10 protein-coding genes are annotated in these 14,915 nt (G+C 40.2%); 4 read left to right on the forward strand and 6 right to left on the reverse strand.

Features of this window, described 5'->3' with window-relative positions; all coding sequences use genetic code 11:
- Positions 1 to 468: 468 nt before the first annotated feature.
- The 4 genes from Q8W26_RS04065 to Q8W26_RS04080 all read right to left on the reverse strand — a co-directional run bounded on the left by Q8W26_RS04065 (position 469) and on the right by Q8W26_RS04080 (position 5,349).
- Entirely contained in the window at positions 469 to 765 is a 297-nt protein-coding gene (locus tag Q8W26_RS04065) for an integration host factor subunit alpha (protein ID WP_101215097.1), read from the reverse strand.
- A gap of 3 nt (positions 766 to 768) precedes the next feature.
- Complete coding sequence (pheT, locus tag Q8W26_RS04070) at positions 769 to 3,156, reverse strand: phenylalanine--tRNA ligase subunit beta (protein ID WP_101215098.1); 2,388 nt, start codon at positions 3,154 to 3,156, stop codon at positions 769 to 771.
- A gap of 12 nt (positions 3,157 to 3,168) precedes the next feature.
- A complete protein-coding gene (gene pheS / locus Q8W26_RS04075; RefSeq protein WP_101215159.1) occupies positions 3,169 to 4,149 on the reverse strand; it encodes a phenylalanine--tRNA ligase subunit alpha in 981 nt (326 codons plus the stop codon).
- A gap of 207 nt (positions 4,150 to 4,356) precedes the next feature.
- Entirely contained in the window at positions 4,357 to 5,349 is a 993-nt protein-coding gene (locus Q8W26_RS04080) for an NAD(P)H-quinone oxidoreductase (RefSeq protein WP_101215099.1), read from the reverse strand.
- A gap of 184 nt (positions 5,350 to 5,533) precedes the next feature.
- On the opposite strand from Q8W26_RS04080, the gene Q8W26_RS04085 reads away from it, so the two are divergent.
- From Q8W26_RS04085 to Q8W26_RS04100, 4 genes are all read left to right on the forward strand, one after another.
- Positions 5,534 to 6,724 carry a class I SAM-dependent methyltransferase gene (locus tag Q8W26_RS04085; RefSeq protein ID WP_101215100.1) on the forward strand — a complete coding sequence of 397 codons (1,191 nt, stop codon included), beginning with the start codon at positions 5,534 to 5,536 and terminating at the stop codon, positions 6,722 to 6,724.
- Between the two features lie 51 nt (positions 6,725 to 6,775).
- Positions 6,776 to 8,848, forward strand: coding sequence for an AAA family ATPase (locus tag Q8W26_RS04090; protein ID WP_101215101.1), 2,073 nt, complete (start codon positions 6,776 to 6,778; stop codon positions 8,846 to 8,848).
- 81 nt (positions 8,849 to 8,929) lie between these two features.
- A complete protein-coding gene (gene fabA, locus Q8W26_RS04095; protein ID WP_101215160.1) occupies positions 8,930 to 9,445 on the forward strand; it encodes a 3-hydroxyacyl-[acyl-carrier-protein] dehydratase FabA in 516 nt (171 codons plus the stop codon).
- 265 nt (positions 9,446 to 9,710) lie between these two features.
- The gene (locus tag Q8W26_RS04100; RefSeq protein WP_101215102.1) at positions 9,711 to 10,754 is read left to right on the forward strand and encodes a GGDEF domain-containing protein; all 1,044 of its coding nucleotides are present in this window, start codon (positions 9,711 to 9,713) and stop codon (positions 10,752 to 10,754) included.
- Between the two features lie 214 nt (positions 10,755 to 10,968).
- Here Q8W26_RS04100 and htpG read toward each other — a convergent pair whose 3' ends face one another.
- A complete protein-coding gene (htpG, locus tag Q8W26_RS04105) occupies positions 10,969 to 12,885 on the reverse strand; it encodes a molecular chaperone HtpG (protein ID WP_101215103.1) in 1,917 nt (638 codons plus the stop codon).
- A gap of 216 nt (positions 12,886 to 13,101) precedes the next feature.
- On the reverse strand, positions 13,102 to 14,895 hold the full coding sequence (locus Q8W26_RS04110; protein WP_101215104.1) for an acyl-CoA dehydrogenase C-terminal domain-containing protein: 1,794 nt from the start codon (positions 14,893 to 14,895) through the stop codon (positions 13,102 to 13,104).
- Between the last annotated feature and the right edge of the window lie 20 nt (positions 14,896 to 14,915).

Genomic DNA, 14,915 nt, shown 5'->3' on the forward strand with positions numbered 1-14,915 from the left:
TATCAATCCCATTAAATAATCAACAAAGTTTATAACTCGAATAAACAGATGAGAACACAGGTTTTACGTTCCAAGTGAACCTAAGTATCAACATCCATGTCGCTAAGGTATTTTTTATCCAATAGAGTTGTTCTATATAGATAAGAAATATCGACGCTATCATATGTTTAAACTGTGAAAAACGATCACATTATTAATGGAGTTATCACCATTGCTTTTAAGCCAAACTGAAGCTAACGCATCTCCATCACTACCGAGAAACCTGGGCAAGAGAATTAATCAAGACGTATAAATCGTTCGAATATATACCCATGAGTAACACGCCAACCTCTCGCACAAACGTATAATAAGTCGAGTCTACGAATCAAATACGTAGAGGAGCACTTATACAATGCGCACAAATAGTTGCCATAGTAGAAATGACAATGCTGTCATAACAAAAAAGCCAGCTGTTACGCTGGCTTTTTACTATTTCTTAGCTTCTAATTGCTCTACACGAGCTTTGAGCTTTTGTCCTGCTCTGAAGGTCACCACACGGCGAGCTGAAATAGGAATATCTTCTCCCGTTTTTGGATTTCGACCTGGACGTTCAGATTTATCACGCAGATCAAAATTACCAAATCCAGAGAGTTTGATTTGCTCACCATTCTCTAAACAGCCACGAAGCTCTTCAAAGAAGAGTTCAACCATATCCTTGGCTTCTTTTTTACTAAAATCCAGTTTTTCAAATAGATGTTCTGCCATCTCGGCTTTAGTTAGGGCCATAAACTAGTCTCTTAATGTTGCACCAAATGAATCATTAGCAGCTTGTACAGCTTTCTCAACCACCAATGCGATCTCTTTTTCTTCCAAGGTACGAGTTGAATCTTGCAATGTTAATGCGATTGCTAAACTCTTATAACCTTCTTCGATACCTTGACCACGATATACATCAAATAAGTTTATTCCAACTAACTGATTTTCGCCAACATTTTGAATGCTTTTTATCACATCTTTTGCGTTAACGTCATCTTTTACTACTAATGCGATGTCACGTCGATTAGCTGGAAACTTAGACTGGGCAACGGCTTCAGGTAATTTCCGTTGCAACAGAGCAGCCTGAGTAATTTCGAAAACGATTGTGCGTCCATTTAAGCCCAAAGCCTTCTCATGCTGTGGGTGAATCGCACCAATAAAGCCAACTGACTCATCATTAACAAATATTTCTGCAGACTGACCCGGATGAAGTGCCGATAAGTTTGCTTTTCTAAACTCAAACTTTCCAATGTCGGCAGATAATTCCATTAATGCTTCTAAATCCCCTTTCAAGTCGAAGAAATCGACTGAACGGTTTTCGATATCCCAATGCTCATCACTGATACCACCAGCAATCACACCAGAAATCATAGGGTCTTGTGAAATGCCATGTTCACTTTCACTATTAGGGTAAAAACGTAAACCCGTTTCAAATAGACGAACACGACCTTGTTGGCGTTTTTGGTTATTACTTACCGCCTGTAACAAACCTGTCCATAAGCTAACACGCATCACTGACATATCTGCCGAAATTGGGTGCGGCAAGACTTTTGCGTCTAACTCAGGAAACAGAAGCTGCTGCTTCTTAGGGTCAACAAAACTATAAGTAATTGCTTCGTTAAAACCACGAGCAACTAATACATCTCGCAACTTACGTACTGGCAATTGCTTTTCATTATGTGCGCTCATGCTTAGCGTAGCTGTTGGCGACACATTAGGAATGTTGTTATAGCCATACACTCGAGCAACTTCTTCAACTAAGTCTGACTCGATATTGATATCAAAGCGGTATGACGGTGAACGACAAACCCAACCTTGCTCAGTCACAGTTACATCGATTCCTAAGCGAGTCAGGATCTCACTGATTTCTTCATCAGCGATAGTGATTCCAATAATGCGAGCGATACGCGAACGACGTAACTCAATATCAACAACTTTAGGTAAAGCTTCTTGAGATACCGCTTCAACAACAGGCCCCGCCTGTCCACCAACAATTTCTAATAAAAGATTTGTTGCACGTTCCATTGCATCCGACTGCAGTTCAAAATCAACACCACGCTCATAACGATGCGATGCATCTGTGTGTAGACCGTATTTACGTGCTTGTCCTGCAATCGCTAATGGTGCAAAGAATGCACTTTCTAAGAAGATATCTTGCGTTTGCTCAGTAACACCACTGTCCTGACCACCGAAAATACCAGCAATCGCAAGTGCTTTATTGTTATCAGCAATGACAAGTGTATCTTGATTAAGCTTTGCTTCGTTACCGTCTAGTAACGTTAATGTTTCATCAGTATTTGCAAGGCGAACATCAATTGCGCCATCGATTTTAGCTAAATCGAATGCATGCATTGGATGACCCAGTTCTAATAGAACATAGTTGGTTACATCAACAACAGGATCGATAGAACGAATACCACTACGACGAAGTTTCTCTGTTAGCCAAAGTGGAGAAACTGCATTAAGGTTAATGCCCTTAATCACACGGCCTAAGTAACGCGGGCAAGCTTCATTCGCTGTTAATTTAATCTCAACAGTATCATCAATTGAAACCTGCGCTGGAGAAATAGATACCGGCGTGATTTCGGTACGGTTTAATACCGCAACCTCACGTGCTAGACCTTTAATACCAAGGCAGTCAGCACGGTTAGCGGTTAAGTCAACATCAATAGTGACATCATCTAATGATAAGTATTCACGCACACATGTGCCGATTGGCGCATCGCTAGGTAGCTCTAAAATACCATCACTATCATCAGCCATGCCTAATTCGCTAAACGAACACAACATGCCGAATGAAGGTTGACCACGTAATTTTGCTTTTTTAATCTTGAAATCACCGGGTAACACTGCACCGACTTTTGCCACAGCTACTTTTAAGCCTTGGCGGCAGTTTTTCGCCCCACAAACAATATCAACTAATTCGTCGTCACCAACATTAATTTTGGTCACTTGCAATTTATCAGCATCAGGATGTTGTCCACACTCGACAACTTCACCAACAACAACATTTGTAAAAGACGCTGCAACAGGAGTTACGTCATCAACTTCTAAACCAGCCATTGTGAGTTGTGCTGACAATTCGTCACTCGTTACATTTGGGTTAACCCATTCACGTAACCATGATTCGCTAAATTTCATGCTAATAGAACCTTACTTAAACTGTTTTAGGAAACGTGCGTCATTCTCGAAGAATGAACGTAAATCATCAACGCCATAACGTAACATCGTTAAGCGTTCAACACCCATACCAAAAGCAAAACCGGTGTACTCTTCAGGATCAATACCCACAGAGCGAAGAACATTAGGGTGGACCATGCCACAACCTAACACTTCTAACCAACCGTTTTTCCCTTTCACATCAACTTCCGCTGACGGTTCAGTAAATGGAAAGTATGATGGGCGGAAACGAATCTCTAAATCTTCTTCAAAGAAGTTTTGTAAGAAGTCATGTAAAATACCCTTTAATTGAGTAAAGCTTACATTTTTATCAACCATTAAGCCTTCAACTTGATGAAACATTGGCGTATGTGTTTGATCATAATCATTTCGATAAACACGACCCGGAGAGATTATGCGCAACGGTGGCTTCTCAACTTCCATGGTACGAATTTGAACACCTGACGTTTGTGTTCTCAGTACTGTTTTAGGGTCAAAATAGAATGTGTCGTGATCAGCGCGCGCAGGATGGTGCGCAGGAATATTTAAAGCATCAAAGTTATGAAAATCATCTTCAACTTCTGGACCAGCCTTAACACTAAAGCCTAATTCTCCAAAAAATGTTTCTATACGTTCAATGGTTCGATTTACCGGATGAATATTGCCACTTGCAATACGACGACCAGGTAAACTGACATCGATAGACTCTTCAGCAAGTTTTGCGTTAAGAGCTTGCGTACGTAATGTATCGCCTTTTTCAACGAGTAATTTCTGAATTTGTTGCTTTGCTTTGTTGATCAATTGGCCCGCTTTCGGACGCTCTTCATTTGATAATTGACCAAGTGACTTCAACAAGTCAGTCATTTTCCCTTTCTTACCTAAGTAAGTAACACGAACTTGATCTAATGTATTTAGATCGTTCGCGTCATTAATCTCAGCTTCCGCTTGCTTAACAATTGGTTCTAGTTGCTGCATTAAGCTATCCCAGTAAATGGTTTTCATTGGTGACTAATCACCAAGATATTAAATTGTTTTTGAAAGGCGATAATTCTACGTCATGACAACATCAATAGCTAGGCTAGGCTATTGATAATTGGTCGATGATCATGCATTTAATCACATTTTTTAGTAGTTTTTACCTATAAAGGCAGCACACCACGCTTAAATAATATTCATTCTCAATTATGTGAAATCTCGAAGAATTAATTTACCTTTGGTTTGATTCATTGCAATCCGTTCAAAAGCTACACTTACTTCATCATAACGGTAGCTTGTATCGATAACAGGTTTAAGCCGTCCAACCTTAAAGCACTCACTGAATTGTTTCTCAAACTCACTCACAAGTTGTTGTTTATACACTAACGAGCGGTTTCTGAGTGTGGATGATGTCAGTGTCACCCTTTTTGACAGTAATTTTGCAAAATCTAAACGCTCACCATACCGGCCACCCAACATAGCAAGATTGACAATAGTCCCATCAATAGCTACTACATTGATGTTTCTGGTTAGGTACTTTGCCCCGATGAAATCAACGATAACATCGACACCTGATGTTTTTGTGCGCTGTACTATTTCCGTTTCGAAGCAACTCTGCTGATAATTGATACAATGATCTGCACCCAGTGACAGTGTAAATTGCGCTTTATCATCACTACTGACGGTGGTAAAAACCTCAGCACCAACTGCTTTAGCAAGCTGTATTGCAGCAGAGCCAACACCACTTGCACCAGCGTGTATTAATACCCTTACGTGCCCCTGCGCTATCCGCTCATTTAACTTCGCAATCATAAATAGTGCTTGATAGGCCGTTAAAAAAGCCTCTGGAATGGCTGCGGCTTCAACAAAGCTTAATCCCTGTGGTATTGGCATAACACACACTTCTGGCACAACCACTTGTTCGGCGTAGCCCCCTCCAGATAATAACGCCATCACAGCCTGTCCCACTTCAAACTTTGAATTCTTCGGCGCACTCCTCACTACCCCAGCGACCTCTAGCCCAATAACATCACTTTCACCTACCGGCGGTGGGTATTTACCAGCAAGTTGCAATAAATCAGCTCGGTTAACACCACTTGCTTTAACGTCTATTAACACGTCATTGACTTTCTTGATTACAGCAGGCTGTTCAGCAACAACCAAGTTATCTCCAGCTCTGCTGGGTATTAAACATTTCATGATCTCACCCTAAAAACTTCACTTTAATGTCACGCTAATTTTTCTCATTAACAATTGCAACTTATTTTACCTGTGCCAGTCCACAACTCGACGTACTAACGTTTATATAACCACGATTTATGTTGCCTATCGATCACCTTCCCCGTAGAATCGCGCCACTATTTTTCGATTAGAGAAACCTCTTATGCACCCTTCAATTATTCTTAAGCCCGGTCGTGAAAAAGCACTTAATCGACGTCACCCTTGGATTTTTTCCATGGCGATTAAAAAAGTTTCAGGTAAACCTGAGCTAGGGGAAACAGTCGACATACTTGATCATAACGGAAACTGGTTAGCGAGAGGGGCATACTCACCACAGTCACAAATTAGGGTTCGTATTTGGAGCTTCGATCAACAACAAAATATTGATCAAGCGTTTTTTACAGCACGTGTTGAACAAGCCTTTTTATCACGTCAGGCTCTAATCAAAGAACAAGGGTTGACCGGATTTCGTCTAATTGCTGCTGAGTCTGACTACTTGCCAGGAGTTACCGTTGACCATTATGACAATACACTTGTATGTCAACTACTCAGTGCTGGGGCTGAATATAACCGTCACCTAATCATTGCTGCATTGGAAGCGGTCTTTCCACAACATACTATTTATGATCGCTCAGATGTTGACGTCCGTAAAAAAGAAGGACTTGCCAAGACACAAGGTGAAATCAAAGGTGTGCTTGAAGGTGGCTTAAGCATTATCGAAGAAAATGGCGTTAAAATTCTTGTTGATATTAAACAAGGCCATAAAACTGGTTTTTATTTTGACCAACGTGATAACCGCCGCATCGCTGGTGAATTCTGTAAAGATAAGACAGTACTTAACTGTTTCAGCTATACAGGTACATTCGGTATCTATGCATTAAACAATGGTGCCAAACATTTCACCAATGTTGATTTATCACAACCGGCACTGGATATTGCGAAACAAAACATCGAACTAAATAACCTTGACTTATCTCGCGTTGATTTTGTTCAAGCTGACGTTTTTAAACTGCTTAGAAAATACCGTGAAGAGGGCCGCACCTTCGATGTAATCATATTAGACCCACCTAAATTTGCTGATAATAAAGCCCAACTTACAGGGGCCTGTCGTGGTTATAAAGATATCAACATGGTTGCAATGCAGTTACTGAACCCAGGTGGCACCTTATTAACGTATTCATGTTCAGGATTAATGTCTGCGGATCTGTTTCAGAAAATTGTCGCTGATGCCGCTCTTGATGCGCGTCGTGACGCCCAAATTATCGCCAGACTATCGCAAGCTTCTGACCACCCAATTGCAAGCACCTTCCCTGAGGGCTTCTACCTCAAAGGACTGGCATTAACTGTTTTATAAGTTACAATTAACCTAACACACTGATTAAAAATAAATTAAGGATAAACTCATTTGAATAATTCGGTTAGTCTGCGCCTAGAGCAACTTGGCTTTGATCAACAAAAAGCATTAGCTTTGCTTGAAAATAACGCTTGGCTAGATGCTAAGGGCTTAAGCTTAGGTCAAGAGCGAGCAGAAAATGCATTTGAGTTTTTTTCCACACCACACTGTCACGACCAACACCTTTTTATGCTCGGTTACCCAGCGATTGATAGTAAAGCGCTCATCAGAGAGTTACTACTATCGCACCCTTTATCAAGTGATAATGTTTATGATGCAGTCTACTGTGAAGATGTTAAAAACCCTCGCAAGCCTGTCTGTTTAACACTGCCTAAGGGTCAAGGGCTTAAGTTTTCTCGTTTAGTTAATTCGTGGCTAAAGCAATCGGCAACGTTATTGGCAGCACAAGAAAAAGAATTTAAACAACTGCAACAACAAAAGCTTAGCGCTAACCCAGAACATATAGAAGAAACCTTTGTAACCAGTGCTTTCAGTGATCATATCAACCCGCTTCTTACAGTATTCAAACGATTACCAGAAGTTAAATCATACTTAAGCGATCTAGCCAAACAACTTGATTACGGCTACCAACTAAGTCACCCTGTTGTATGTAATAATTTTGTCAGTCACCAAGGTGATGACCAATTTCCTATCGTTTTTTGTGACAATCCAGACAGTGTCAAATTGTTTGGCGACATCGCTATTGTTACAGAGCAAGGGACGACGGTTGCCAACCACCACTTATTACAACCTGGATTACTACACCAAGCGAACGGTGGTGTATTAATCCTGCCTGCCGAACGCTTACTAGAAAATCCTGAACTGTGGTTTGAGTTAAAATCATCATTGTTTGACCACCAAATCAAATGGCGATGTAGCAGCCAATGGCTTGATCCAGAGTCAATGGACTTACGACTACAAATTATCTTAGTCGGCGACTCAATGGCATATAAGGGCTTTTTACATCTAGACCCTGATATCATTCAATTATTTCCATTAATCGCAGAAGTTAACCATCAATACTCGCTTGACACCGAATCAGCCTATATAAGTTACGCAGGCTATTTACAGAATATCGCTAGACGCAGTAATTGTAACGATCTGACCAACGCTGGCTTAGTGTGTTTAATGAATTTTTCTTCAATGCTCATCGAGCATCAACATAAAGTGTCTCTTGATAGTGCGATTTTCAAATCGCTTATCCAGCAAGCTCAGACATTTGTCGATGTTAAAGACCAGTTTATTGATGAACCACACATTGAACAAGCCATTGCAGCTTATAACTTACGTAAAAACCGTATCGCACAATACAGTTTTGAAGCGATAAAAGAGAAACAATTACTATTAGTTACTCAAGGACAGGCTATCGGGCAAATCAACGCTCTCTCAGTTCTTGATACCGATTTAGACTGCTTTGGTGAACCATCTCGTGTAACTGCCGCTGTCTACTTAGGTAACGGCGAAATAGATGATGTTGAACGAAAGGTCGACTTGGCCGGGAATATTCACGCAAAAGGTGTTGCGATATTAACCTCCTATTTACACCAAAAATTTGCCCTCGAAGATGATATCCCCCTTGCCGCCAATCTGGTTTTCGAGCAATCCTACCAAGGAATAGATGGTGATAGTGCTGCGATGGCTAGCTTATTATGTTTACTGTCGGCCTTCGCAGACAAACCGCTTGAGCAAGGAATAGCTGTTACTGGCGCGATGGATCAATTTGGGAATATCTTAGCCATTGGTGGGGTTAATGAGAAAATATCAGGGTTTTACAAGGCCTGTGAAGTCAATGGTTTTGGTAAACGCCAAGGCGTCATTATTCCAATGAGCAATATCAACAACCTCAATTTGACACCCAAAATAAGACAAGCTGTCAAAGATAAGCGCTTTTATATCTACCCGGTCAGTCACATTGAGCAAGCTATTGAATTAGTATTTAGTCTAACAGCAGGACAAGTGAATGAAGATAGCACCTACCCACAAGATTCATTGTACGGTGCTATAAAGCAACGTATTGATAAGCTTAACAGTCATGACCACCAACCCGAATCACTTTGGGATAGGCTTAAATTTTGGACTAATTAATCATTCATTGGCTCATCGGAGTTGTTTAGCGAACAACTGTTAGCTAATCTAGCGGCCGATTTTAATACAATGGTTTATGAGATGTCTAAACAATCAAGCTACTCAAGAGAAGATTTATTAGCCAGTGGTCGTGGTGAGTTATTCGGTCCAGGCAATCCACAATTACCTGCACCAAATATGTTAATGATGGATCGCATCGTTAGTATGACTGAAGACGGTGGTACTTACGGTAAAGGTGAGATAATCGCTGAACTCGATATCACCAAAGATTTGTGGTTCTTTGACTGTCACTTTATCGGCGATCCTGTTATGCCTGGTTGTTTAGGTTTAGACGCGATGTGGCAGCTTGTTGGCTTCTACCTTGGCTGGGTTGGCGGAAAAGGCCGTGGACGTGCTCTGGGTGTGGGCGAACTAAAATTCACTGGTCAAGTTTTACCAACAGCGAAAAAAGTGACATACAAAATCAACATGAAGCGTGTGATCAACCGTAAATTAGTTATGGGACTTGCTGATGCAACAATGGAAGTTGATGGACGTGAAATTTACAATGCAAAAGATTTAAAAGTAGGTCTTTTTACTGACACTGCGGCCTTTTAAGTTTTATTGTTTTAATGCGCTACATCTGTAGCGTATTTCCCCCTCACCTGTTATATACTCTTCTACTATCTCTTTAGTCGACATTTTACTTTTTTTGCATAACCTTATTTATACAATGCTATTTATGTTGTATATTTGATTCTGTATATCCATCAATTAATCAATATGTCCAAGCATCTGCGAAATTATTTTAATGTAGCCTTTCAAAGGGTTTAGTAATAAACGTCTTTTTCAAAATAAGAATAACTAATCAAATTGAGTATGAATGAATAAGAATATTTTAGAGTCAGTCATAGAAATCACTAAGCAACGAGATTCCGAAGCTTTCGGGATTAGTTTATTAGCGACTATTTCTGAGTTAGTCCCTAATGCATTTATTTCTTTATTTCAAAAGGTGCTCTATCCGACGCCTCACTTTGAAGTATCCTCAACACTATCCACCCAAAAAGATGAACATGGCATTGAAAGTTACATATGGGATACTAAGCTACCGGAAGCGACTAAAGAATACATAAAAGTTAATGTTTCAAAGTTAATTCAAATGACGGTTTATCAAAGCGCCGACGGTATGTATCATACGTTTATTCCTATTAATATTGATGAGAATGTCAGTTACGCGGTCGACGTTGCCTCAGAGCAACGCCATTCAAAAGACCTCGACTCACTAATTGCCATCACTAAACTAAGTCAAAACTTCTATTCAGTGCTAGCAATCAGTGAAAGAGATACGTTAACGGGCTTATTTAACCGCCGTACTTATGAACAAAAATTAAATTCGCTACTCACTAAACAATATAACAATCAACAACACCCACTAAACACCTGCGAAGGACAAGAACATCGCCAGCCCAAGGCCCTTGGCCATACATGGCTAGCAATGATTGATATAGACCACTTTAAAAAGGTCAATGATGAAATTGGGCACATGTACGGTGACGAAGTGTTGCTAGTCCTGTCTCAGTTAATGCAGAAGTCGTTTCGAGCTAACGATTTATTATTTAGATTTGGTGGTGAAGAGTTTGTCATTATTTTTGAGCCGACCAGTAAAGAGAACGTTGCTAATTTACTCGAACGTTTTAGAAAAATCGTCTCCCAATATCACTTTCCTCTAGTAGGGCATATAACAATAAGTTGTGGCTATGCAAAAATAACAACACATGATCACGCACCCACTATTTTAAATAATGCAGACCAAGCGTTGTACTTCGCTAAAGATCATGGCCGTAACTGTGTTTATAACTATGAAAATCTATGTGCCGAAGGTGAGATACAATCGCCTATTAATGACGGTAATATTGAACTGTTTTAGGTGACTATTTAGCCATCTTGAGTGGCTTTTAATAAGCGCATTTCTGTGATGCGCCGAAACGTTTTATGCTATTAAACCTATATTAAAATATTCTCTGAGGTAAGTTCACAGACCTTAGATAAAATGTTTAGCGAATCGACTTTTTACGCCTCATAAAGAAAAAACCACTATTAATCGCTTAATAGTGGTTTTTAATTTTCTACACTGCTAGGTATTATGCTTTTGCTAAATCTAGCATCAATTCATTCATCTTATTGATGAATCCTGCTGGGTCTTCTAATGAACCACGCTCAGATAGTTGTGCTTGACGGTATAAAACATCGACCCACTTTTCAAAACGAGCTTCGTCTTGTTCATCGGCTAAATGCTTAACCAGTGTATGCTCAGGGTTAAATTCAAAGATAAACTTAGTTTCAGGTACAGGCTGACCAGCCGCTTCCATCAGTTTGATCATTTGGCTAGTCATATCATTGCCATCAGATACGATACAGCTCGGTGTGTTGGTTAAACGGTGTGAAACTCGTACATCTTTAACCTCATCACCTAATACTGTTTTAATACGTTCGGCAACGGTTTCAAATGCTTTGTCAGTCTCAGCTTGCTTCTCTTTGGTCGCTTCATCTACTTCACCAAGATCAAGATCTGCTTTTACAACTGATTGAAGTTGTTTGCCATCGAACTCAGTCAGGTGACTCATCAACCACTCATCAATGCGATCAGACATTAATAATACTTCATAACCTCGACTTCTTAACTGTTCTAAATGCGGGCTATTTTTAGCGGCTTGGAAGCTATCAGCAGTAATGAAATAAATTGACTCTTGGCCTTCTGGCATACGTTCAATATATTCTTTAAGCGACACAGTCTGCTCGCTTGTGTCAGCATGAGTTGAAGCAAAACGTAATAATTTAGCAATGGCTTCCTTATTCGCTGCATCTTCAGCTGGGCCTTCTTTTAAGACCTGACCAAACTCTTTCCAGAATTTTTGATATTTCTCAGCATCTTTGTTACCTAAACGATCTAACATTTGTAAGACACGCTTAGTACAACCATTACGCATTTGTTGCGTTACTTTGTTTTCTTGCAAAATCTCACGAGATACGTTTAACGGTAAATCATTTGAATCGACTAACCCTTTAACAAAGCGTAAATACGTTGGCATGAACTGTTCAGCGTCATCCATAATAAATACACGTTGCACATATAGTTTTAACCCTGTGCTTGACTCTCGATTGTACATATCCCATGGCGCGCGAGCAGGAATATAAAGTAAGCTCGTGTATTCTAATTTACCTTCAACTTTATTATGTGCCCAAGTCAGCGGGTCTTCAAAGTCATGAGCAACATGTTTGTAGAACTCATTATAATCGCTGTCTTCTAGCTCTGATTTACTTAATGTCCAAATTGCTGTCGCTTTATTAACAGGAGCCCAAGATGCCGGGATTGCAGGAATTTTTTCACCGTCTGGGCCATCTTGTTCTGCAACTTCTTCATTAAACATTTCCACAGAAATTGAAATATGGTCAGAGTACTTACTGATCACCTGCTTAAGGCGATAATCATTTAAGAACTCTTCTTCACCTTCATTTAAATGAAGAATAATTTCCGTACCACGCTCTGCTTTGGTGATATCAGTTAAGTCATAACTGCCCTTACCTTCTGATTCCCAACGAACACCTTGGTCTGCACTAGTACCCGCTTTACGTGTGTTAACAGTTACACGGTCAGCAACAATGAATGAAGAATAGAAACCAACACCGAATTGGCCAATCAGTTGGCTGTCTTTCGCTTGATCACCCGTTAAGTTAGAAAAGAACTCTGCCGTACCCGACTTTGCAATCGTACCAAGATGCTCAATAACATCATCTCGGTTCATACCAATACCATTATCATTAATAGTAATAGTACGCGCTTCTTTATCAAAGCTAACACGAACGCGAAGCTCACCGTCATCTTCATATAATGCACTATCTTCTAACGCTTTAAAGCGTAACTTATCAGCAGCATCCGCAGCATTAGAAACTAATTCACGTAAGAATATTTCTTTATTTGAGTAAAGTGAATGGATCATCAATTGAAGAAGTTGTGTCACTTCTGTTTGAAAGCCATGAGTTTGAGTTGTTTCTGACATTCCTGAACTCCGTTATATTTAACATACTAAAATGATGTTGCAGTTATTCTGCAAACCGTTAACTAAAGAAATGGGGCGCAATTTGGGGATTTCAACTAGTGAAAAGACTTTTTTCAACTTTAGTGGTGTAAGTGGATAAAAACTCGGCAACTAAACCGCAACGCCCTGACTAGAATCTGTCAAGGCGTTGTTCAATTTATTAGCACTTATAATATGTTAAAACATATCATTAGGCATGGCCATCACTGAAGATGCCCCCGCATAAATTGTATCAATATGAGCTTGTTGTTTTGGCAGTAAACGAGCAAAAAAGAATTGCCCAACACATAATTTATTGTCATAAAATGGGTTATCGCTACTAAGCTGACTCGCTTTTGCTTTAACCGACATCATGCACCACATATATGCATAAGCTGTATAACCAAACGCATTAAGATAATCGACAGCATTAGCGTTTAACTCATTACCATCGTTTGAGCGCTCAAGCATTGTTTGAGTAACACTCTCTAAGCGGTCGACTGCAGAACTCAATTGCTCTAACATTGCTGAAATTTGTGATGTTTGATCACTGACATTTTCAGTATCAATAAACCCCCTAATCTCGCCGATAAATAGATTAAAGTCTTTTGCGTTATTCATCGCAACCTTTCTACCAATCAGGTCTAATGCCTGTATTCCGTTTGTACCTTCATAGATTTGTGCAATGCGAACATCACGAACAAGCTGCTCCATGCCCCATTCACGAATATAACCATGACCACCAAAGACTTGTTGAGCAAGGATAGTAGATTCTAAACCAAGATCGGTAAAAAATGCTTTTGCTACTGGTGTTAGCAATGCAACTAAACAACTCGCCTTTTGCTTAACCTCCTCGTCCTCGCTGTACTTTGCTAAATCAAGTTGTTTGGCGATGTACAGTGCAAATGCACGACTGGCCTCATTGTTAGCACGCACAGTTAACAACATTCGACGTACATCACCATGTACAATGATAGGATCAGCATCCTTAGTTACATCTCGAAGTTCACCGTGGCCTTTACTTTGGCGTCGATCCTTTGCGTATTCACTCGCTCCCTGATAGGCCATCTCACCACAACCGATTCCTTGAATACCAATCGACAAACGTTCGTAGTTCATCATTGTAAACATGCACGCGAGGCCTTTGCCTTTCTCACCGATAAGGTAGCCTTTCGAAGCATCAAAATTCATAACACAAGTTGACGATGCTTTAATGCCCATTTTGTGTTCAATTGAACCACAGCTGACATTGTTTGCAGTTGTTAGTTGATCATTTTCTACATTAATTTTTGGAACCAAAAATAATGATATGCCACGGGCGCCCGGTGCAGCATCAGGTAGCTTAGCTAACACAAGATGAATGATATTTTCATTTAAATCATGTTCACCACCAGTGATAAATATCTTGGTCCCGGTGATGTCATAACTGCCCTGTTCATTCGGAACCGCTTTTGTTCTAATTAAACCTAAATCAGTGCCACTGTGCGGTTCAGTTAGACACATCGATGCAGACCAACGACCGCTGTATAAAGGCGGAAGAAATTGTTCTTTGAGCGAATCGCTGCCATGTGCGTTTAACGCTAAGCATGCTCCAGAGGTTAAGGTTGGGTAAAGTGTAAATGAAGTATTTGCTGAATACATCATTTCGTCAAACAAAACCCCCAACATTTTAGGCATTCCCATGCCTCCGTATGTTGGTTCTCCGCAAAGACCACTCCAGCCACCTTCCGCAAACGTATTGAATGCCTCTTTAAAGCCTGTAGGTGTTGTGACTTCGCCTTGGTTAAATGTAGCCCCTTCTTCATCACCAATTCGGTTTAACGGAGCAATCAACTGACTTGCCAGTTTTCCTGCCTCTTCAAGAATAGCCTCAGCAGTATCAACATCAACAGCCTCTTGCAAAGTCGGTATTCCCTGCCAAAGTGTTTCTACATCAAAAACTTCTTTTAACAAAAAACTCATATCTTGTAACGGTGGTTGATACTCAGTCATCTATCTTTCTCCTGTCAAGC

Origin of the sequence: Psychrobium sp. 1_MG-2023, assembly GCF_030689115.1 — a bacterium.
GTDB lineage: Bacteria > Pseudomonadota > Gammaproteobacteria > Enterobacterales > Psychrobiaceae > Psychrobium.